This window comes from Amycolatopsis sp. NPDC003676 (assembly GCF_053587275.1).
In genome coordinates this window covers 26,130-45,845 of sequence record NZ_JBSFNS010000009.1, presented here as the reverse complement: position 1 = coordinate 45,845, position 19,716 = coordinate 26,130, and the positions used below count along the sequence as shown (strand labels likewise).

At 69.2% G+C, this 19,716-nt stretch carries 22 protein-coding genes; 12 read left to right on the top strand and 10 right to left on the bottom strand.

Going from position 1 to position 19,716, the window contains the following annotated elements; all coding sequences use genetic code 11:
* The first annotated feature begins 13 nt into the window (after positions 1-13).
* A complete protein-coding gene (locus ACWDNU_RS07925) occupies positions 14-496 on the top strand; it encodes a hypothetical protein (RefSeq protein ID WP_370939366.1) in 483 nt (160 codons plus the stop codon).
* An 11-nt stretch (positions 497-507) separates the two neighbouring features.
* Here the strand turns inward: ACWDNU_RS07925 and ACWDNU_RS07920 are convergent, their stop codons facing one another.
* On the bottom strand, positions 508-1,179 hold the full coding sequence (locus ACWDNU_RS07920) for a peptidylprolyl isomerase (protein WP_449668232.1): 672 nt from the start codon (positions 1,177-1,179) through the stop codon (positions 508-510).
* A gap of 42 nt (positions 1,180-1,221) precedes the next feature.
* A complete protein-coding gene (locus ACWDNU_RS07915; protein ID WP_370939364.1) occupies positions 1,222-1,476 on the bottom strand; it encodes a DUF2631 domain-containing protein in 255 nt (84 codons plus the stop codon).
* 93 nt (positions 1,477-1,569) lie between these two features.
* Here ACWDNU_RS07915 and dxr point away from each other — a divergent pair, with 93 nt between their 5' ends.
* From dxr to ispG, 3 genes are all read left to right on the top strand, one after another.
* A complete protein-coding gene (dxr, locus tag ACWDNU_RS07910) occupies positions 1,570-2,766 on the top strand; it encodes a 1-deoxy-D-xylulose-5-phosphate reductoisomerase (RefSeq protein ID WP_449668231.1) in 1,197 nt (398 codons plus the stop codon).
* 175 nt (positions 2,767-2,941) lie between these two features.
* Positions 2,942-4,144, top strand: coding sequence for a M50 family metallopeptidase (locus ACWDNU_RS07905; RefSeq protein ID WP_449668230.1), 1,203 nt, complete (start codon positions 2,942-2,944; stop codon positions 4,142-4,144).
* 118 nt (positions 4,145-4,262) lie between these two features.
* Positions 4,263-5,414 (top strand): flavodoxin-dependent (E)-4-hydroxy-3-methylbut-2-enyl-diphosphate synthase, encoded by a 1,152-nt coding sequence (ispG, locus tag ACWDNU_RS07900; RefSeq protein ID WP_337822568.1) that lies wholly within the window; start codon positions 4,263-4,265, stop codon positions 5,412-5,414.
* A gap of 52 nt (positions 5,415-5,466) precedes the next feature.
* Here ispG and ACWDNU_RS07895 read toward each other — a convergent pair whose 3' ends face one another.
* Entirely contained in the window at positions 5,467-5,937 is a 471-nt protein-coding gene (locus ACWDNU_RS07895) for a nitroreductase/quinone reductase family protein (RefSeq protein WP_449668229.1), read from the bottom strand.
* A gap of 89 nt (positions 5,938-6,026) precedes the next feature.
* Between ACWDNU_RS07895 and ACWDNU_RS07890 the strand changes: the two genes are divergently transcribed.
* Positions 6,027-6,632, top strand: a complete 606-nt coding sequence (locus ACWDNU_RS07890; protein WP_116200072.1) for a TetR/AcrR family transcriptional regulator — start codon at positions 6,027-6,029, stop codon at positions 6,630-6,632.
* Here the strand turns inward: ACWDNU_RS07890 and ACWDNU_RS07885 are convergent.
* From ACWDNU_RS07885 to ACWDNU_RS07875, 3 genes are read right to left on the bottom strand one after another with little or no spacing between them, the layout of a single operon-like run.
* A complete protein-coding gene (locus ACWDNU_RS07885; protein WP_449668228.1) occupies positions 6,629-6,907 on the bottom strand; it encodes a hypothetical protein in 279 nt (92 codons plus the stop codon). The genes ACWDNU_RS07890 and ACWDNU_RS07885 overlap by 4 nt on opposite strands.
* A complete protein-coding gene (locus ACWDNU_RS07880) occupies positions 6,907-7,935 on the bottom strand; it encodes a DUF2891 domain-containing protein (RefSeq protein WP_449668227.1) in 1,029 nt (342 codons plus the stop codon). The genes ACWDNU_RS07885 and ACWDNU_RS07880 overlap by 1 nt, the downstream gene beginning before the upstream one ends.
* A 1-nt stretch (position 7,936) precedes the next feature.
* Positions 7,937-8,191 carry a hypothetical protein gene (locus ACWDNU_RS07875; protein ID WP_354737427.1) on the bottom strand — a complete coding sequence of 85 codons (255 nt, stop codon included), beginning with the start codon at positions 8,189-8,191 and terminating at the stop codon, positions 7,937-7,939.
* A gap of 76 nt (positions 8,192-8,267) precedes the next feature.
* Here ACWDNU_RS07875 and ACWDNU_RS07870 point away from each other — a divergent pair, with 76 nt between their 5' ends.
* Together ACWDNU_RS07870 and ACWDNU_RS07865 are read left to right on the top strand one after the other, a co-directional pair.
* On the top strand, positions 8,268-9,092 hold the full coding sequence (locus tag ACWDNU_RS07870) for a helix-turn-helix domain-containing protein (RefSeq protein WP_449668226.1): 825 nt from the start codon (positions 8,268-8,270) through the stop codon (positions 9,090-9,092).
* On the top strand, positions 9,089-9,481 hold the full coding sequence (locus ACWDNU_RS07865; RefSeq protein ID WP_449668225.1) for a VOC family protein: 393 nt from the start codon (positions 9,089-9,091) through the stop codon (positions 9,479-9,481). Before ACWDNU_RS07870 ends, ACWDNU_RS07865 begins: the two co-directional genes overlap by 4 nt.
* Here the strand turns inward: ACWDNU_RS07865 and ACWDNU_RS07860 are convergent.
* Complete coding sequence (locus tag ACWDNU_RS07860) at positions 9,478-9,813, bottom strand: cupin domain-containing protein (RefSeq protein WP_370939351.1); 336 nt, start codon at positions 9,811-9,813, stop codon at positions 9,478-9,480. The genes ACWDNU_RS07865 and ACWDNU_RS07860 overlap by 4 nt on opposite strands.
* A 71-nt stretch (positions 9,814-9,884) precedes the next feature.
* Here ACWDNU_RS07860 and ACWDNU_RS07855 point away from each other — a divergent pair, with 71 nt between their 5' ends.
* On the top strand, positions 9,885-10,823 hold the full coding sequence (locus ACWDNU_RS07855) for a GlxA family transcriptional regulator (RefSeq protein ID WP_449668224.1): 939 nt from the start codon (positions 9,885-9,887) through the stop codon (positions 10,821-10,823).
* 52 nt (positions 10,824-10,875) lie between these two features.
* On the opposite strand, the gene ACWDNU_RS07850 is transcribed toward ACWDNU_RS07855, so the two are convergent.
* Entirely contained in the window at positions 10,876-13,500 is a 2,625-nt protein-coding gene (locus ACWDNU_RS07850) for a fibronectin type III domain-containing protein (RefSeq protein WP_449668223.1), read from the bottom strand.
* Positions 13,501-13,735: 235 nt separating this feature from the next.
* Between ACWDNU_RS07850 and ACWDNU_RS07845 the strand changes: the two genes are divergently transcribed.
* The 3 genes from ACWDNU_RS07845 (at position 13,736) to map (ending at position 17,029) form a co-directional block, all read left to right on the top strand.
* Positions 13,736-15,061, top strand: a complete 1,326-nt coding sequence (locus ACWDNU_RS07845; protein ID WP_449668222.1) for a glycoside hydrolase family 27 protein — start codon at positions 13,736-13,738, stop codon at positions 15,059-15,061.
* Between the two features lie 214 nt (positions 15,062-15,275).
* The gene (locus ACWDNU_RS07840) at positions 15,276-16,130 is read left to right on the top strand and encodes a GNAT family N-acetyltransferase (protein ID WP_354737412.1); all 855 of its coding nucleotides are present in this window, start codon (positions 15,276-15,278) and stop codon (positions 16,128-16,130) included.
* A 41-nt stretch (positions 16,131-16,171) separates the two neighbouring features.
* A complete protein-coding gene (gene map, locus ACWDNU_RS07835; protein WP_449668221.1) occupies positions 16,172-17,029 on the top strand; it encodes a type I methionyl aminopeptidase in 858 nt (285 codons plus the stop codon).
* Between the two features lie 309 nt (positions 17,030-17,338).
* On the opposite strand, the gene ACWDNU_RS07830 is transcribed toward map, so the two are convergent.
* Positions 17,339-18,013, bottom strand: coding sequence for a FadR/GntR family transcriptional regulator (locus tag ACWDNU_RS07830; protein ID WP_449668220.1), 675 nt, complete (start codon positions 18,011-18,013; stop codon positions 17,339-17,341).
* A gap of 48 nt (positions 18,014-18,061) precedes the next feature.
* On the opposite strand from ACWDNU_RS07830, the gene ACWDNU_RS07825 reads away from it, so the two are divergent.
* The gene (locus ACWDNU_RS07825) at positions 18,062-19,336 is read left to right on the top strand and encodes a CynX/NimT family MFS transporter (RefSeq protein WP_449668219.1); all 1,275 of its coding nucleotides are present in this window, start codon (positions 18,062-18,064) and stop codon (positions 19,334-19,336) included.
* A gap of 104 nt (positions 19,337-19,440) precedes the next feature.
* Here the strand turns inward: ACWDNU_RS07825 and ACWDNU_RS07820 are convergent, their stop codons facing one another.
* Entirely contained in the window at positions 19,441-19,713 is a 273-nt protein-coding gene (locus tag ACWDNU_RS07820; protein WP_370939345.1) for a hypothetical protein, read from the bottom strand.
* Between the last annotated feature and the right edge of the window lie 3 nt (positions 19,714-19,716).

Here is a 19,716-nt window from a genome sequence, read left to right as displayed (position 1 = left end):
TTCCTGTGCGGACGTGGAACAAGTTGTGACGAATGCTTCCTTGTCGCCTCGGGAGAAGGGAGCCCGGTTACGCGAATGCGAGAACCTGGGAGACTGCGTCGAAGGCGGCTTGCGGGCCAGTCTCGATGCCGGTGACTGGAAGAAGTTCTATTGGTACGTGCTCGCGACCGATCTCGCTCCCCGGGAAAGCTACGTCCCGATTCTGGTCGAGGCACTGGAAATGGCTCGCGGTGAACCTCGGATCCATGCCGCTGATGTGGTCTCGGTTCTGTCCGACCTGGCTTCGCCCGAGTCGGTGCGTGTTCTCGCTCGCACGGTTGCTTGGCGTCCGAATGGAGAGGGGGGCGCCGACCTCGCGCTGGACGCGATGGACGCGTTACTGCATATCGACACGCCTGAGTCGAGGGAGGCCATCGCCTCCTTGGTGAGCGACGATCGCGCCGAGGTGCGGGAACTGGCGCGGGATGTCGTCGACAATCCCGGCCAGTTCTGGTGAGGAGCCGGATCTCAGAAGCCGAAGCTGACTCGTTCGATCTTCACCGGCTTGGCCGGAAGACCGTCGAGCGGCCCGCGTTCGCTAGGGATGATCCCAGCCGCCACGATCCGGTCCAGCACGTCCATCCCGCGCACCACTCGACCCAGCACCGAGTAATTCGCCGGAATATGCGCGAAAGAATGCACGATGAAGAACTCCGACCCGTTCGTCCCCGGCCCCTGGTTCCCCATGGCCACAGTGCCGCGCTCGTAGGTCTCCGCCCCGCTGACCTCGTCCGGGAACTTGTACCCAGGCCCGCCTTTTTCGACCTCGTAGATGTCGCCGCACTGCAGGACTCCGAGGCGCGCGGAGTTCGTCAGCCGCCAGCACTGGGAGCGGTCGTAGAAGTGCTGCAGCACCAGGCTCGCCATGTTCGCGACCGCGCACGGGGCCGCTCCGCCGCTGTTGAGGCGGACGGTGACCGGGCCGTAGTTGTAGTGGAAGGTGACGTCGATCGTGCCGCGGGTAAGCGCGAACGGCAGCGGGCGCAGCACCGGACGCGCCGCCGGGTTCTCCGGCGTCGGCGTGAAAGTGCATTTCACCACCGGCGGCTTCGCCGACGGGGCAGCGCTGGCCGGGGCCGCGGTGCACAGGGAAAGACCGGCGATGACGGCGGCCGCGAGCGCGGCCCAGCGTGGCTTCATGGGCCCGGAAACTAGCGAATCAGGGGCCGCCGGCGCCAGGGCTTACTTGCGCCAGGCGGTGCGGCTCTTGCGCAGGTCGAGCAGCAGGAGCAGGACGATGAACGCGGCCAGCCCGACGAGCCACACGTTCTCGGTGTTGTTCTCGTGGTTGCCCTTGATCATCACCAGCAGGATGGCCGCGGACAGCCAGCCCGCGATGCGGGTGGCCTTCGGGAACGAGCCGTGCCAGCCCCACTCCGCCGACGGCTCGTCGCGCGGGTCGACCTCGGGGCGCTTCTCGACCGCCTTGCCTGCCACGACCACTCCTTCAAACCGCCCGATGTTGTGCTCTCGCATGATCCCACACCGCTGGCCGCCGCGCGGACACGACCCGGGCCATAATGCTTGCTGATGACTACTTCGCGAAGCGTCCTCGTGCTGGGTTCCACCGGGTCCGTCGGGACCCAGGCGCTCGACGTCGCCGCACGTAACCCGCATTTGTTCACGATCGCCGGCCTCGCCGCCGGCGGTTCCGACCCGGCGACGCTCGCCGAGCAAGCGATCGCGCACGAAGTAGCGGCCATCGCCGTGACGAAGCCCACGGCGGTCGAAGACGTGCAGCTCGCGCTGTACGCCGAGGCGCAGCGCAGGGGGTACTCGAAGGGCGAGTTCCGTCTTCCGCGCATTCTCGCCGGCGCTGACGCGGTCGGCGAGCTGATCGATTCGGTGCCGGTCGACGTAGTGCTCAACGCGGTGCCCGGTTCCCAGGGCCTCGACCCGACGCTGCGCGCGCTCGCCACCGGCGCGACGCTCGCGCTGGCCAACAAGGAATCCCTCATCGCCGGCGGTCCGCTGGTGCTCGCCGCTGCGAAGCCGGGACAGCTGGTGCCGGTCGACTCAGAGCATTCGGCGATGGCGCAGGCGCTGCGGTCCGGCGAGGACAACGAGGTCGCGCGGCTCGTGCTCACCGCGTCCGGCGGTCCGTTCCGCGGGAAGCAGCGCGCGGACCTCGGCGAGGTCACCGTCGAGCAGGCGATGGCGCATCCGACCTGGTCGATGGGCAAGCTGATCACCATCAACTCGGCGACGCTGGTGAACAAGGGCCTGGAGCTGATCGAGGCGTCGCTGCTGTTCGGCATCGAACCCGCGCGCATCGACGTGACGGTGCACCCCCAGTCGATCGTGCACTCGATGGTCACCTTCGCCGACGGCTCCACCATCGCCCAGGCGAGCCCGCCGGACATGCGGCTGCCGATCGCGCTGGCGCTCAACTGGCCGCACCGCGTGCCCGGCGCGGCCGCCGCGTGCTCCTGGGACACCGCGGCGAGCTGGACCTTCGAGCCGGTCGACAACGACGCGTTCCCGGCCGTCGAGCTGGCTCGCGAAGCGGGTGCCGCGGGCGGCTGCCTGCCCGCGGTTTTCAACGCGGCGAACGAGGAATCAGTAGCCGCGTTCCTGGCGGGCAAGGCCGGATTCCTGTCGATTGTGGACACCGTCTCGCAGGTGGTGTCCGACGCGGGCGAATGGCGGCGCGAACCCCGCGACGTCGCGGACGTGCTCGCCGCCGAGCAGTGGGCCCGCACCCGGGCCGCCGAGCTGCTGGGATGAGCGCGACCGGTGCGCGAAGGCGGGCCGGTTGATGCAACACTGGTTTCACGCTGGCGGCGGATACTTGAACCCGTAACTTTCTCTCGGGTGGTCTCACCGCCTGAAGCCGTGGAAGACGACGAAACCTGCCGCCACCGCATCGCGGATCGCGGCTGAGGGGTGAGGTGCAGGGCCCGTGCTTGCCTATGTGATCGGCGTGGTGCTCTTCGCGCTCGCGATCTGTGTTTCGGTCGCGTTGCACGAAGCGGGCCACATGGTCACCGCCCGGATGTTCGGGATGCGGGTCCGCCGGTACTTCGTCGGCTTCGGTCCGACGGTGTTCTCGTTCCGGCGCGGCGAGACCGAATACGGCCTCAAGGCGATCCCGCTCGGCGGCTTCTGCGACATCGCGGGCATGACCGCGCTCGACGAGGTCACCCCGGAAGAGGCGCCGCGCGCGATGTGGCGGTTCAAGGCCTGGAAGCGGACCGTCGTGATGTCGGCCGGTTCCATCACGCACTTCCTGCTCGGCTTCATCGTGCTGTTCATCATGGCCGCGACCATGGGCCTGCCGAACGTGGACATGAAGCCGATCGCCGCGCAGATCTCCGACTGCGTGCAGAACGCCACCACGGTCGAGGCGGCCAACAACCCGGTGTGCAAGCCGGGCGACCCGGCTCCCGCCAAGCAGGCCGGTCTGCTCCCCGGCGACCAGGTGCTGTCGGTCGCGGGCAAGCCCACTCCGACCTGGGACGACATGGTCACCCAGGTGAAGTCGCTCTCCGGGCCGGTCCCGGTGGTCGTGCAGCGCGACGGGGCCGAGCGCACCTTCGTCGTCGACATCCCGAAGGTGATCCGGCCCGCCGCGAAGGGCGGCACCGAGTCGGTCGGCGCGGTGGGCATCGCCAGGGCCACGGCCATCCACTACAGCGTGGCCGGCGCGTTCGGCGGCGCGGCGTCGTTCACCGGCGACATGTTCGCCCGCACGTGGGACGGGCTGATGGCCTTCCCGAAGCGCATCCCGGCGGTCTTCAACTCGATCTTCGGCGGCGAGCGCGACCCGGACACCCCGGTCAGCGTCGTCGGCGCGAGCAGGCTCGGCGGCGAGGCGGTCGAGGCCGGGCTGTGGCAGGTCTTCCTGCTGCTGCTGGCCAGCCTGAACTTCTTCATCGGCGTGTTCAACCTGCTGCCGCTGCTGCCGATGGACGGCGGGCACATCGCGATCGTCTGGTACGAGCGGGTCCGCGACTGGCTGCGCGGCCTGCGCGGCAAACCCGCGGGCGGCCCGGTTGACTACACGAAGCTGTCCGCGATCACGATGGTGCTGGTGGTGATCGGCGGCGGCGTCACGCTGCTCACGGTGACCGCCGACATCGTCAATCCGATCCGCCTGCAGTAACCGCGCGCACCGGCCGGGTCACGCACGCGTCCCCGGCCGCCCGACCGGGGGTAACGCTGCTCACCGCGTCGGCTGACTTCGTTGAACCGCGCCCGGGTGGGGTGGGTACGCTGGAAGCGTGACCGTCGCGTTAGGTATGCCCGCTCTGCCCCCGCCCGTTCTCGCCGAGCGTCGCAAGACCCGCCAGCTGATGGTGGGGTCGGTGGGCGTCGGCAGCGACCACCCGATCTCGGTGCAGTCGATGACCACGACGCTGACCTCCGACGTCAACGCCACCCTGCAGCAGATCGCCGAGCTGACCGCCGCTGGCTGCGACATCGTGCGCGTCGCGTGCCCGTCGGCCGACGACGCCGAGGCGCTGCCCGCGATCGCGAAGAAGTCGCAGATCCCGGTGATCGCCGACATCCACTTCCAGCCCAAGTACGTGTTCGCCGCGATCGAGGCCGGCTGTGCCGCGGTGCGGGTGAACCCGGGCAACATCCGCAAGTTCGACGACCAGGTCAAGGAAATCGCGCAGGCCGCGAAGGACCACGGCACGCCGATCCGGATCGGCGTCAACGCCGGGTCGCTCGACAAGCGGCTGCTCGAGAAGTACGGCAAGGCCACTCCCGAAGCGCTCGCCGAATCGGCGATGTGGGAGGCGTCGCTGTTCGCCGAGCACGATTTCCACGACATCAAGATCTCGGTCAAGCACAACGACCCGGTCGTGATGGTGCGCGCCTACGAGATCCTCGCCGAGCAGTGCGACTACCCGCTGCACCTCGGCGTCACCGAGGCCGGGCCCGCGTTCCAGGGCACGATCAAGTCCGCCGTCGCGTTCGGCGCGCTGCTGCGCCAGGGCATCGGCGACACCATCCGGGTGTCGCTGTCCGCGCCGCCGGTGGAGGAGGTCAAGGTCGGCACGCAGATCCTGCAGTCGCTGAACCTGCGGCCGCGGAAGCTGGAGATCGTGTCGTGCCCGTCGTGCGGGCGCGCGCAGGTGGACGTCTACACCCTCGCCGACCAGGTCACCGCCGGGCTGGAGGGGATGGAGATCCCGCTGCGCGTCGCGGTGATGGGCTGCGTCGTGAACGGTCCCGGCGAGGCCCGCGAGGCCGACCTCGGCGTCGCGTCCGGCAACGGCAAGGGCCAGATCTTCGTGAAGGGCGAGGTCATCAAGACCGTGCCGGAGCACGCGATCGTGGAGACCCTGATCGAAGAGGCCATGCGGATCGCCGAGGAATCCGGCGAGAGCATCGGCGAGGGCGCGCCGAGCGTCACCGTCGGCTGAGTTTTTCCCCGCGGAAGGGCTCCTCGGCTTCGGTCGAGGAGCCCTTTCTTTTTCAGCGGCGTTCCAGCAGGACGACCGGGACCTGCCTCCCGGAAGAGGCCTCGAACTCGGCGAATTTCGGGACCAGCGCGATCTGTTCCGCCCAGATCCTGGCGCGTTCTTCCCCGGCGGCGAGCCGTGCTTCAACCGGGATTTCTCCCGTGCCCGCCTCGACGACGGTTCGCGGATTCGCCATGAGATTGCGGTACCACGCGGGGTCGCGCGGGCTGCCGCCGTGCGTCCCGAATACCGCCCAGTTCTCGCCGACCGGCCGGTAGAACAGCGGGCTGATCCGCGCTTTCCCGGTTTTCGCGCCGACGTGGTGCACGAGGATCAACGGCATCCCCTTTTCCGGAAACCCCGGCATATGCGGCGGTACCGGACGGCCCGCCGCGAGTTCCTCCGGACTGCTCCACGCGACGTATCCGGCGTTCTCCCGGAATTCGGCGCGGATCCGGACATTCCAGTCGTCAAGGGTGGGCACGGCATCTCCTTCGCTAGGCGGAGCACTTGCTCCGCAAAGTAGCACACTAGGAGGAGCGAGTGCTCCGGTTAAGCGAGTATGCTCGGCGCATGGCCGTGGCTGAACCGCACACCCCCACCCGCCGTCGGGCTTTGCGCGCGGACGCGATCCGCAACCGGGAGGCGATCGTCGAAGCCGCCGCCGAGGTGATGGCGGAGCAGGGAGCCGCGGTCGACGTCCGCGAGATCGCGCGACGCAGCGGGGTCGGCATGGGGACGCTGTACCGGCACTTCCCGAAGAAGGAAGACCTGGTCCGGACGGTCTTGGACCAGGATTTCTCCCGGTGGGCCGAGGCCGCGCGCCAAGCCGCGATCGAGGCGGAGGACCCGTGGGCGGCGCTGACGGATTTCTACCGGCAGGCGTTGTCCGGCTGCGCCCGGCACCGCGCGATCATGGAAAGCTTCGCGCTGACGTGGACGGACCCGGATCCGACGGGGATTCCCCAGCTTCGTGCGGTTCTGGAGGAGCTGCGGGCACGGGCGGCGGAGTTGCTGCGTCCTGGGGTTACTACGGATGATTTGGTGCTGTTGCTGATTTCCCTGGGGTACGCCGCGCAGTTCACGGACGAGTGCCGTCCGCACATGTGGAACCGGTTGTTGCTGGTTTCGCTGGACGGGCTGCGGGCGGAGCACCGGGAGCCGTTGCCGGAAAGCTAATCGCCACCGCCGGGCGTGATGGAGAGCCCGTGGCGCGGGTCCGGCACGGCTTCGAGCGCTGCTTTTACCGAGGGCTGATCGCAGAATTCGTCGCGGATGGTCTCGGTCCTGAAGGCGATCTCGAACACGACGCCGCGTTCGTGCGTCCGCCACGACCATCGCACGGCGCGGTCGATAATCGCGGCTTTGAGGAAGGTGTCGAAGTAGGTGCGGCGCCAAGTGCTCGCCGGGGTTTCTCCGTCGAGTACTTCGATGAGCAGCCAGGGGTCTGACACTATTCGGCCTCGCTCAGCAGAAGAAGCGCGTAGTAGGCCAAGAAATGCTCCACCGCATACGGTCCCTCGGTCACCTGCGGCAGCGAGGCCTCCGCATGCTCCCGCGAAGCCGCCTCGACCGCGGCGACCCGGCTGTCCCCATCCGGCAACGCCGCCGCGATCCGCCGCCAGCACCAGGCGCGGTGCAGGTTGAGCCCGTGCAGATGGGCGATCAACCCGTCGGAAGCGTCGGTCACCACCGCCGGAGTGAACAACGCTGCCGGGTTCCGGTCGGAGATTCCGGGCAGGAAATCCTCCAGCCAGGCCCCGAAATCGGCAGCCGACATGAGGCGGCTCATCAACTCAGCCTCAGCCAGCGCGGGGGTCAGGAAGTCGGCCCCGGACGGCTCCCAGGCACCTGGGTAACCACGGTCCGAGCCGAACCAGCGCCAGGCCGTTTCGGTGATCACCTCCCGCAACTGCGGTTCGCCCTGGGACGCCAGGTGGTCGGCGTACGGCAGCGCGCGAGAGAGCCCGAAAGCGCCGTTCTCGTGCAGGCCATAGCGAATGGGATAAGTGACCTTCGGCAGCCAGTCGAGGAAGCGGGTCACGAAAAGCCTGCTTAACGGCTGGAGGGCAGCGGACCAGCGCGCGGCGTCAGGGTCGTCCCAGGTCGCGGTTTCCCTGGTCAGAGCCAGCAGGATCGACCAGCCATACGGGCGTTGAGCCGTCCGGTGCTGCTCCGGCGCGAAGCAGGCGGCTTCGGCGGCCAGCGCGGGCTCGGTCAGGTGCGCATTGAGCACAGCGCGGATCTCGTCGGCCGGGACGAGGGCAGGGTAGTGGCGCAGCAGATGTGCCAGCACCCAGAACATTTCCACGCACGAATGCCAGTCGAAGCTGCCGTAGAAGCACGGGTGCAGCTCGCGGATCGGCGGGACGGGAGAGTCGTCGATGCGCCAGTGGCTCTCGTAATGCGGATACTCGCGCACGACGTTGGCCAGCGCGATCCCCGCGAACTCGCCGGCGTGCGCGGCCAGCAGCCCGGCCACGTCAGCCGCGCAGGTGATGTTGGGCGGCTTCGCGGATCTGCAGCCGCACGTTCTCCAGCGAAGCCGCGACCTCGTCGATCTGCCGGATCGCGATCTGCACCGACCCCTGGATCGCCGTCGCGGAGCCGGTTTCGCCGAGCAGGCCGAGCACCTGGGCCTGCAGGCCCTCCAGCTCGTCCTTCGTGGCGAGGGCGATGCCGGTCGGCACCTGGTCGGCGAGCAGTTCGAGCTGCTGCGCCTGTTCCTGGATCGTCATCGGGCTTCTCCTCATCGTGGGGACCGCTCTCCCGTGGTAGCACGAATTCGCCCGCGTCCGGCGCTAGCCTGATCACGTGAGTGAGAGCTGGGCCGCCCGTCCGCCGCATCCGGTGCTGCGGGGGCTGGTCACGCGCTACGTCGGGTACGCACAGGAGAACGTCACCCTCGAAGTGCACCGCGGGCTGCCTTCGCGGCACATCACGCTTGTGATCAGCCTCGAAGAGCCGATCCGGTACGCCGGGCTGGACGGAGCCGGAACGCTGCAGAGCGTCGTCGGCGGCCTGCACACCGAACCCGCGCTGATCACGCAGGACCGGGTGCAACGAGGCGTGCAACTGGAGCTGGACCCGCTGGGAGCGCGGACGCTGCTGGGCGTCACGGCCGCGGAACTGACCGGCCGGGTAACCGACCTGGCCGACTTCGGCGGCGACCTCGCCTGCCTGCCGGACCGGCTGGCGTCGGCGAAGGATTGGCGCACCCGGTTCGCGATTCTCGACGAGGTGCTGGCCGCGCGGGCGGTCGAGCCTGCCGAGCAGCCACCGGAACTGAACCGCGCGTGGCACGAACTGCGCCGCAGCGGCGGCTTGCTGCGGGTCGGCGATTTGGCGGAGGAGGTCGGCTGGAGCCGTCGGCATCTGGGGGAGCGGTTTCGCGCGGAGCTGGGGCTGGCCCCTAAGCAGGCGGCGCGCGTGCTGCGCTTCGAGCGCGCGGTCCGGTTGTTGCGCAGCGGGCATCGTGATCTGGCCGGGATCGCTTATGCCGCAGGGTATTACGACCAGGCGCACTTCTCGAACGAGTGGCGCTCGCTGGCGGGGTGCTCGCCGCGGACGTGGATGGCGGAGGAGCTCCCGTTTCTCCAAGACGAGACCAAACCCGCCGCCGCAGAATCCAGGGCATGACACCACAACCGACAGTCTGGCCAGCCTTCCGCTACAACGACGCCCGGGGCGCGATCCGTTTCCTCACCGACGTCCTGGGCTTCGAGGAGGCCCTCGTGGTGCCCGGCGAGAACGGCGTCGCGCATGCCGAACTCCGGTGGCCCGAAGGCGGTGCCGTGATGCTGGGCAGCTACGGCGGTCCCGCCGACGGGGTGCACGACGAGATGAAACCTGGCACCAGCGCCGTGTACGTGGTGTCGGATCGGGTGGACGAGATCTACGCCCGCGTGCGCGAAGCCGGTGCCGAAATCAGCCTGGAGCTGCACGACACCGACTACGGCTCGCACACGTTCACCGTCCGCGATCCCGAGGGGAACGCTTGGACGGTCGGGAGTTACCGGGGCGCTTAGCCCTCGGGGTAGAAGACGAACAGGGTGCAGCCGGTCGCCGTCGCGGGGACGTGCCACGAGCCGGCCGGGGCGTGGATGAACGTGCCAGCCGGGTAGTCGCGGGCGCCGTCGTTGAAGACGCCGGACACGACGAAGACCTCTTCGGAACCGGGTTCGTGCACGTCGCGTTCGGGCCATGTGCTGCCGGGGTCGAACTCGACGACGTTGGCGTGCGCGCCGTTTTCGCCCTTCCACAGCGGGCGGAGGCGGATGCCGGGGAACAGCTCCTTCACCGGCGCTTCGTCGACCGGGACCGAGGTGTAGCCCGGCTGGGCAAGGATTTCGGGGTGCATGGGTCCCAGCTTGGCTTTCCCGGCGCACGCGGGACAGTGTCAGGAAAGACGTCATAGGGTACTTTCTTGCCATGCATCGCGTGGTGGCTCTCGTTCAGCCGGTGCAGTCGACGTTCGAACTCGGCTGCGGCGTCGAAGTGTTCGGCACGACCCGGGGCGGGGTGCCGCAGCACTACGAATTCGAGGTGTGCACCGAGAATCCCGGGCCGGTGCCGACCACGGCCGGCTACGAGATTCACGTGTCCAGCGGGCTTTCGGCGCTTTCCCGGGCCGACACGGTGCTGATCCCCGGCTGGACGCCCGTCGAAACACCGCTCTCGCCGAAGGTGCGGCGAGCGTTGCTGCGCGCGCGCGAACGAGGCGCGCGGCTCGTCACGATCTGCTCGGGTTCCTTCGCGCTGGCCCAGACCGGGCTGCTGGACGGAAGAACGGCCACGACGCACTGGGCGCGGCTCGACCAGCTGCAGCGGGATTTTCCGAAACTGCAAGTGGAACCGGACGTGCTGTACGTGGACCACGGCGATGTCGCCACGAGCGCGGGCGCGGGAGCAGGCATCGACCTGTGCCTCCACCTGGTCCGGCGCGACCACGGGGCGGCGCACGCGGCGCTGATCTCGCGGCACATGGTGATGCCGACGCATCGCGAGGGCGGGCAGGTGCAGTACGTGCCGCGGCAGGTGTCCGCGGACGCGTCGCTGGACGGGCTGCTCGACTGGGCGGGGGAGCGGTTGGGCACGCCGTTGTCGGTGGAGGATTTGGCTGCCCGCTTGAGGATTTCCCCGCGGACACTGGCCAGGAGGTTCGCGGATCAGCTCGGCACGAGCCCGGGCGCGTGGCTGCTGTCGCGGCGGGTGGCGGAGGCACGGCGACTGCTGGAGGAGACAGACTTGCCGGTGGACGCGATCGCGGCGCGGGTCGGCCTGGTGTCGGCGGTGAACTTGAGGCGCCGGTTCCGGGCGCAGGTCGGAACAACGCCGGGGGCGTATCGAAGGGCTTTCCGGCTGGGGTGAACGGTGATCGGCGCGTACCGGCAGGGAGGTCCGGTACGCGCCGATCACCGGGTTACGCGGTAGTGGTCTGCGCCGTCACCGCGGGGCCGACGCCGTTTCCGGTGACGGCCGCGATCGTGAAGGTGTACGCGGTCCCGGACTTCAGCCCGTCCACGACGCGGGTCAGGCCCTTCTGCGTGGGCTGGCTGACGATCGTGTCGCGGCCGACGACCTCGATGGTGCGGCCGTCGGACACGGTGATCCGGTAGCCGATCACCGGGGTCGACCCGGATTCCTTCGGCGGCGTCCAGCGGATGCTCGCCGCGTCAGTGCTCGGCAGCGCCTTGGCCCCTGTCGGGACGGCCGCGAGCTGGGTGCCAGGCGGCCCGACGGTGACCGGTGCCGACGGCAGCGACGGCAGGCCAGTGCCGAACCGGTTCCGTGCGGCGACCGTGACTGTGTACGTCTGACCATCCGTCAGCTTCGGGATCACTGTGTATCCGGTGCGCGCGAAGTCCTTGGCAGACACCGAACTCGTGACACTGTGCTTGCCGTCCGAAGCAGTCAGCACGTAGTCCTGCACCGGCGCACCGTTCTCCGCGACCGTCGGGTTCCAGGTCGCGTACAGCTGGCCGGACACCGAGAACGTGCCGATCCGCGTCGGAGCCTGCGGAGCGGACGCGCCGTCGATCCTGCGGTTCAGCACCGAGCGGTGGCCCGGTTCGATGCCCGCGTTGTCCACAATGGACTTAGGTGCGGCGGCCGGGTTGCTCAGCAGGTGGTTGCCCGACGTGATGACACCCTTCTTGTTGCCGTCCGGATCGCCCTGCTCCCAGTAGTTCTCGGAGATGACCGTCGGGTCGTTGTTGCCCAGCGAGTCGCGGTAGTCCACGTGCGTGGAGGCGACGTTTGCGTACGCCGCGTGGTAAAGCACGTTGCCGGAAACGGTTTCGTAGGTGCAGCCGTTGTCGGTGTAGACGGACTTCCCGAGACCCCACTGGTCGTAGATGACGTTCCCGGTCACCTTTTCGCCCTCGGCCTGCGACGGTCCGGTGATGCCCTGCGTGTAGATGCCGCCGCCGTCGTCCAGCGAAAGCATGTAGTCGTGGATCAGGTTGTTGGACACCACGTTGTTGCGCGAGACGTTCGGCGTCGCGGCCTGCTTGATCTTGTCCGGCCAGCCGCCCCAGCCCATCGAGATGCCGGAGTACGCTACGTGGTCGATCTGGTTGTGCGACACGACATTGTCCTGCGAATACCCGTTGACGATCGGGACTCCGCCGGTGAATTCGCGCGGCATGCCGTACAGGTGGTTGTTGGTCACCTTGACCCGCGTGGTCAGGTCCGCACCCGCCGCGGTGGGCTTGCTGACGCCACCGATTTCGACGCCGTTGCCGGAGATGTCGGTGAACACGCTGTCGGACACGCTGCTGTCCTGCGCGCCTTCGCCGAGGTCGAGTCCGGCCGCGCCGAGGTGTGCGAACACGGTGTCCTGGAACTCGATCCGGTGCCCGTGCGACAGCGAGACGTTGCCGGGTTCCTTCGTCCAATCCGCGTACGGGCAGGAACCGCCGGGCGTGAACTGGCACAGGCCCTGCGTTGCCCAGCCGCGTTCGCCGGTGATCCGGTAGCCGGCCTGGATTTCGGAGAAGCCTTCCGGCGACGACGGTTCGAGCCACGTCGCGTAGGAGAACTGGATGCCGCGGAAGGAGATGTCGTGGATCGGCTTCTCAGCAGTGCCGCGGCCGTCCACGAGCTTCTCCAGCGCGGGCATCTCGACGTCCGCCCAGTGCAGGTTTTCGCCCTTGCGCGGCAGGTAGTACACGGTGTGCGCGGCGCGGTCGAGGTACCACTCGCCGGGAGTGTCCAGCAGCTCGAACGCATTCTCCACATAGGACGGTTGCCGTCCGTTGGTGAGATCGCCCGGGCCGACCATGTTGACCGAGCGACCGGGGATGTCGGCGAACATCACGCGCTTGGTCGAGTTGTCCCAGCACGGCTGCGCCATGGTGATCGTGGTGCCGGTTGCCGAGGCGACCGGGCAGCGCGGCTCGGTCCACTGGCCGAGGCCGTTGCGCTCGACGTTCCACAGCTCCTCGCCGCTGGTGTACACCAGTTCGAGGTCGCTCGGGTTTCGCCAGTGCGCCATGGTGTCCGCGGACGCGGTGTACCCGGTGTCGGTCGCCTTCACGGTGACCGGAAGCCGCCCGGAAGCCCGCTGCGCGCGGACCCCGTCGACGTACAGCTGGCGAGTGTTGTCCAGGCCGGCGGGCGCGGGCGCGGAGTAAAGCCCCGGCCGTCCGGCGACCGGACGCCAGCCGCTGACCTGCTTGCCGCCGCTGACCACGGTGCCCGGCGAACCCTGCCAGACCACCCGGTGGCCGTTCGTGCCGGAATCGGCCGCGTCGAGTTCGAGCGGCTTGTCGAGCCGGTAAGTGCCGGAGGCGACGTGCACGGTCAGATCGGAGTGCAGCTGCGCGGCGCGTTGCCGGACCAGCTGCTGCGCGCGGGGGAGCGTGCGCACCGGCGACCAGGCGGCGCCGGACCCGGAATCGTTGCCCCACGGCGAGACGTACACGTCCTGGCTGCCCGGCCACGCGGCGGCCGCACCCGCGGGGAGCAGTGCGGTCGCGGTCAGCACCGCGGCGGCGAGCCCGAGGGCGCGCCTCCCGCTGGCGCGCGCTGGTCTGAGCTTCATCCGGGACCTCCGTGTTCGCCAGTGAACGACGCTGGGGCGCGCCGCAAGAAAGATAGGATCTATTCGCGATCGTGTCGAGGGGATTCGGGCGGATATTCCGAGCATTCACGGTGGTGAACAGGGTTGATCCGGTCGGCGGGTTCCGTCCCGGCTAGCGGTCAGTGATCCGATGAATCATTGCTGCCCGAGGTTCGGCGCGCGTACAACGAAGCGATCCCCGGGAGAGGTGGTCGCGATGAAGCGAAGTCGGATCGGTGTGCTGGCCGCGGCGGTCGCGGTGCTGGCCGGAGCGCTGGCGGGAACAGCCGCCGCGGACAGTCAGTCGATCGAGTCCTGGACGCCGGTGGCGAGAACGCCGCCGATGGGCTGGAGCAGCTGGAGCGCGCTGCGCCGGAAGTTCACCGAGGAGACGATCAAGGCGCAGGCCGACGTCATGCACGACCGGCTCGCCGCCTACGGCTACCGGTACCTCAACATCGACGCGGGCTGGAACGACCACGTCGACGAATTCGGCCGCGTCGCGCCGGACCCGAAGAAGTTCCCGAACGGCATTGCCTCGCTGGCCCGGTACCTGCACCAGCGCGGCCTGAAATTCGGCATCTACCTGGTGCCCGGCGTCCCCGCGCAAGCGGTCGCGGCCGATTCGCCGATCGAGGGCACGCCGTACCGGGTGCACGACATCGTCATGCCCGGCGCGGGCAACACCGCGGACGACAAATCCGCGAAGCTCGATTTCAGCAAGCCCGGCGCGGCCGCGTACGTCCGCTCGCAGGCGCGGCAGCTGGCGTCGTGGGGCGTCGACTACATCAAAATGGACTTCGTCGGCCCCGGCGGCGGAAAGATCCCCGCGGACAACCGCGAGGACATCCGGCAGTGGCATTCAGCGATCCAGGCCACCGGTCGTCCGATCCACTTGGAACTGTCGAACTCGCTCAGCATCGCCGAGGCCGCGACCTGGCAGCGCTACAGCAACGGCTGGCGGATCGAAGGCGACATCGAGTGCTACTCGCACTGCGTGGGCCTCACGAACTGGGACGTGCGGGTCAAGCTGCGTTTCGCCGACGCTCCCCAGTGGACTGGCTTCGCGGGTCCCGGTCACTGGAACGACCTGGACTCCATCGAGATCGGCAACGGCGAAGCGAACGGCATCACTCCCGACGAGCGGCAAAGCGTGATGACGCTCTGGGCGATCGAATCCTCGCCGCTGCTGCTCGGCACCGACCTGACCAAACTCGACCCGGACGACCTGAAGCTGCTCACCAACCGCGAGGTCCTGGCCGTCGACCAGGCAGGCCGACCGGCGCATCCGGTTTCGCAGGCAACGCAGCAGCAGGTCTGGTTCAGCCCCGACGGTCGCGGCGGGGTGACGGTCGCGCTGTTCAATCTGGGCTCGACGGAAGCCCCGGTGACCGCGTCTTGGCAGGACCTGGGGCTGAGCGGCCCGGCAGCGGTACGGGATCTGTGGACGCATCGGAACCTCGGGGTCAGCCGGGACAGTTTCACCGCGACGCTCGCGCCGCACGCTTCGCGGCTGCTGCACCTGGTTCCGCGTCATCACTGAGCCCGGCGGCCGTGAGGGGAACCCTCACGTCCGCCAGGGGGACAGCTCCGGAGGCGCCCGGGCGGGGTGCCTCCGGAGCGCTGTGCGGCGGGTTCGAGCACTGTCGGTGGCCGAGCCCGCCGGGGCGCCGCCGTTCGGGTGCGAGGTTCATTCATCTCAGCGTGTCGCCTGGCTCGCGTTCCGTTCACCCGGTTCATCTGGCACTCTGGACCCCGTGTTGCGGCTTGCAGGTGCACGGCTGCTCGATGATCGGGACTATCCGGCGGTGCGCGCTGCACTCGCCGCCGACCCGGTGGGCAGCTGCATGGTCAGCGCCCGGGTCGAGGCGGCCGGTCTCGACCCGTGGCGTCTTGGTGGCGAGCTGTGGGCGTCCGACGCCCGTCCGGTGCGCGCCGGACGGCTCACCGGTTTGTGCTTCGCCGGACCGAATCTGATCCCGTTGCGCGGCAACGCTTCGGCGCTGCGGTCGTTCGCCGACCGGGCCCTGCGCCGCCAGCGCACCTGCTCCTCGCTCGTCGGGCCCGCGCCGCAGGTGCTCGGGCTGTGGGACGAGCTGTCTTCGGAATGGGGACCGGCCCGCGAGGTGCGCGGCGACCAGCCGCTGATGGCGCTCGAAGGCGACCCGCTGGTGCCCGCCGATCCGCAGGTCCGCACCGTCCGCCCGCACGAACTCGACCGCTACCTGCCCGCGGCGGTGGCGATGTTCATCGAGGAGGTCGGCGTCGACCCGCGCGCGGGCGACGGCGGCGCCAGTTACCGCGCCCGGGTGAGCGAGCTGATCTCCACCGGCCGCGCGTTCGCCCGGTTCGAGGACGGCGAGGTCGTGTTCAAGGCCGAGATCGGCGCGATGTCCGCGCGGGTCGGCCAGATCCAGGGCGTGTGGGTGCACCCGGACCGGCGCGGCGGCGGCCTGGGCACCGCAGGCACTGCCGCGGTGGTGAATCGTCTGGTCCACGGCCTCGGCCGGACCGCGAGCCTCTACGTGAACGGGTTCAACGCGCCCGCGCTGGCGGCGTACCGGCGGATCGGGTTCCAGCAGGTCGGGCAGTACGCGACCGTGCTGTTCTGAGCTGGCTGCGCCGCGATCGGGTGAGGTCGTAGGCTGGGGACATGTCCGTTCGCGCCCCGTTGAAGCCCGGCGTCCAGACGCCGCGCCGTGCCGTCCCCGCCGACATCGCCCGCCCCGAGTACGTGGACCGGCCGGCGCCGAAACGGGACACCGGCAACGGAGTGCGCACGCCCGAGGTCATCGAGGCGATGCGGGTCGCGTCGAAGATCGCCGCACAGGCGCTCGAAGAGGGCGGCAAGGCGGTCAAGCCGGGCGCGACCACCGACGACGTCGACAAGGTGGTGCACGAGTTCCTGCTGGACCACCGCGCGTACCCGTCGACGCTCGGCTACCGCGGCTTCCCGAAGTCGTGCTGCACCTCGCTGAACGAGGTGATCTGCCACGGCATCCCGGACTCGACCGTGATCGAGGACGGCGACATCTGCAACATCGACGTGACGGCCTTCATCGGCGGCGTGCACGGTGACACCAACGCGACGTTCCTCGCCGGCGACGTCTCCGAAGAGGTGCGGCTCCTGGTCGAGCGCACCCGAGAGGCGACCGCCCGCGCGATCAAGGCGGTCCGCCCCGGCCGTCAGCTCAACGTGATCGGCCGCGTGATCGAGGCGTACGCGAAGCGCTTCGGCTACGGCGTGGTTCGCGACTTCACCGGCCACGGCGTCGGCCCGGCGTTCCACACCGCCCCGACGGTGCTGCACTACGAGGAGCCCTCGGTGCAGACGCTGATCGAGGAGGGCATGACCTTCACGATCGAGCCGATGATCACGCTGGGCACCATCGAGTACGACGTGTGGAGCGACGACTGGACGGTCACCACGAAGGACAAGAAGTGGACGGCCCAGTTCGAGCACACCCTCGTGGTGACGGCTGACGGCGCGGAGATCCTGACGCTTCCGTAAGGCTTCTCCGGCGGGGAAATTCGATAGGCGGCGCGTGCTGGCCGAGGCAGAATTCGGTCGTCGAACGCATGACGGCGGAGGCATTGCTCCGCCGTCACAACCCGGCCTGGCTTGCCGTGGTCGCCGCCGCTTTGCCGACGCCGACCCGAACCACGCTGACCGGATCACTACCGCGGTGGACGACGCCGCGGTGGTGAGTGGAAGGCACTGAAAAGGGACGCTGACGAGCGAATGCAGCGCGGTGCGAAGCTCTTGATCGACGCGCTCACCTCATTCACCCCGCTCCTCAGCCCACCGCGGAACGACTGATCACAAGTCCTCCGCCCGCGCGATCAGCACGTCCAAGAATCCCGCAGCTTCGGCAGCCGACCGATCCGCGTCGCGGGCCTCGATCGCGTCCACCAGTTCCCGGTGCCGGATCATCTCCGCGTGTTCCGGATTGTCCGAAGTGGACGCCACGCTCGCCGTGATCGCCTCCATCAGGCCGCGGTACAGCTCCAGCAGCAGCCCGTTGTGCCCGCACCGGACGACGACCTGGTGGAATTCCGCGTCGCTGCGGGCGAAATCGTCGAGGCGGCCTTCGTCCCAGTCGGTGTCGCGGCGGTTGAGCAGGACGCGCAGCTCGGCCACGTCTTCGTCGGTACGCGCGGTCGCGGCCAGCCGAGCGCCCTCGACCTCCAGCAACCGGCGCACGTGCAGCACCTCGCGCAATTCCGTGCCGCACAGCCGGCGGATCGCGCCGGACACCTCGCTCGTCGCGCGCACGTACGTGCCGTCGCCCTGGCGGACCTCCAGGATCCCGGTGTGCGCCAGCGCGCGCACGGCCTCACGGACCGTGTTGCGCCCGACGCCCAGCTGCGCGGACAGCTCCGGCTCGGTCGGGATCCGGTGCCCGATCGGCCATTCTCCTGCGGTGACCGCCTCGCGCAGCTGCTCGATGACCTGGTCGACGAGTCCGGCGCGGCGGGTGGTGGCCAACGGCACAGCCTGATCCCTTCATCCAATCATCCTACGTATGCGATAGTAGCGCACATGTCCGCCGATTCCCGAGACTCAGCAGCCGTGTCCACCGCCACCTATTCCGACCGGCTCGAGCTCGAGCTGGAAGGCAGCCTCGAGGAAGAGGTGCCCGCGGGCCGTCGGCCGGGCGTGGTGGCCGGCGGCGTGCTGCTGGCGGTCGCGGTGGTGCTGACGGCGATGAACCTGCGGCCGGCGATCACGAGCGTCGGCCCGCTGCTCGCGGAAATGCGCGGAAGCCTCGGCGCGTCCGCGGTGTGGGCGAGCATCCTCACGACCCTGCCCGGCCTGTGCTTCGCCGGGGCCGGCCTGGCTGCGCCCGTGCTGTCGCGCCGCCTGGGCATCGGCCCGGCGATCGGCCTCGCGCTGGCGGTGTTGACCGCGGGCCTGGTGGTGCGGGTGCTCGACGGACCGTACGTCGTGCTCGGCGGCACGCTCATCGCCACCGCCGGAATCGCGCTGGTCAACGTGCTGATCCCAGTGGTCATCAAGGATTCGTTCCCGGCTCGCGTCGGGCTCATGACCGGCGTCTACACCGCGGCCCTGCAGGGCGGCGGCGCGGCGGGTTCCGCGCTGAGCCCGCCGCTGGAATCGGCTCTCGGCGGCTGGCGTGCCGCGCTCGGCGCGTGGGGCGTGCTGTCGGCGATCGCTTTGGTGGCTTGGCTGATCGCTTCGCGCGGCGCCGGTCGTCCGCCGCGTCCGGCCGCCGGCACCGCTCCCGCCCGGTCGCTGATGCGCAGCCCGCTCGCGTGGATCGTCACGATCTTCTTCGGCCTGCAGTCGTTCATCGCCTACGTCGTGATGGGCTGGCTGCCGCAGGTCTTCATCGACGCGGGCGTCAGCAAGGCCGACGCCGGTCTGCTGCTCGGCCTGATCTCGGTGATCGCGGTGCCGATCAGCCTGGTGATCCCGCCGATCGCGGCGCGGCAGAAGAGCCAGAGCCCGTGGATCGTCGGAATGGGCGTCTTCGGCGCGGCCGGGATGCTCGGTCTGGTGATCGCACCGGGGTTCTCGCCGCTGCTGTGGAGCATCCTGCTCGGCATCGGGATGAGCGTGTTCTCGTTGGCGCTGACGGTGATCGCCCTGCGAGCCCGCAGCGGTGCCGAGACCGCGCGGCTGTCGGGAATGGCGCAGGGCTTCGGATACCTGCTGGCGGCGGTCGGCCCGTTCGTGTTCGGCTTGCTGCACGATGCGACGGGTAGCTGGACGGTGTCGTTGATCGTGCTGCTCGTGGTGATGGTGACGCAGATGATCTTCGGCGCACTGTCTGGGCGGCGTCGCTTCGTCTGATCCAACCGAAGAACGGGCGGCCGGTAATCCACCGGCCGCCCGTTCTTTTGGTCCCTGGCTCCGACGGGGTCTGCCCACTGTGGACACTCCCGCCGGACAGCCGCCTAACTCGCTAGCGCCGCGTCTTCCAGCACCGGCCCGGGAAGCTGGCCCGTGCGCCGGACGTCGTCGAGCGCGGCCACCGCGACCGCGAGGCATTCCGCGGCCCGTTCGGACGGCATCGCCCGAAGCTCCTCCAGCAACGTCAGCGTCGCGGCCGTCGTCCCGAGCTCCGCCCGCCGCGCGGCGAACATCAGCTCGAGATCCGTGACTTCGCTCCAGCGAGCGGCCAAATCTTTCGCGGCCACAACGAATCCCCCGGCGATCATGTCGGTCATGTC

Coding starts and splice junctions, on each gene's coding strand:
- ACWDNU_RS07920 (WP_449668232.1), bottom strand. CDS start 1,179: ATGAAGCCACGCTGGGCCGCGCTCGCGGCCGCCGTCATCGCCGGTCTT.
- dxr (WP_449668231.1), top strand. CDS start 1,570: ATGACTACTTCGCGAAGCGTCCTCGTGCTGGGTTCCACCGGGTCCGTC.
- ACWDNU_RS07890 (WP_116200072.1), top strand. CDS start 6,027: ATGGCCGTGGCTGAACCGCACACCCCCACCCGCCGTCGGGCTTTGCGC.
- ACWDNU_RS07875 (WP_354737427.1), bottom strand. CDS start 8,191: ATGACGATCCAGGAACAGGCGCAGCAGCTCGAACTGCTCGCCGACCAG.
- ACWDNU_RS07865 (WP_449668225.1), top strand. CDS start 9,089: ATGACACCACAACCGACAGTCTGGCCAGCCTTCCGCTACAACGACGCC.
- ACWDNU_RS07860 (WP_370939351.1), bottom strand. CDS start 9,813: ATGCACCCCGAAATCCTTGCCCAGCCGGGCTACACCTCGGTCCCGGTC.
- ACWDNU_RS07855 (WP_449668224.1), top strand. CDS start 9,885: ATGCATCGCGTGGTGGCTCTCGTTCAGCCGGTGCAGTCGACGTTCGAA.
- ACWDNU_RS07850 (WP_449668223.1), bottom strand. CDS start 13,500: ATGAAGCTCAGACCAGCGCGCGCCAGCGGGAGGCGCGCCCTCGGGCTC.
- ACWDNU_RS07845 (WP_449668222.1), top strand. CDS start 13,736: ATGAAGCGAAGTCGGATCGGTGTGCTGGCCGCGGCGGTCGCGGTGCTG.
- map (WP_449668221.1), top strand. CDS start 16,172: ATGTCCGTTCGCGCCCCGTTGAAGCCCGGCGTCCAGACGCCGCGCCGT.
- ACWDNU_RS07825 (WP_449668219.1), top strand. CDS start 18,062: ATGTCCGCCGATTCCCGAGACTCAGCAGCCGTGTCCACCGCCACCTAT.
- ACWDNU_RS07820 (WP_370939345.1), bottom strand. CDS start 19,713: ATGACCGACATGATCGCCGGGGGATTCGTTGTGGCCGCGAAAGATTTG.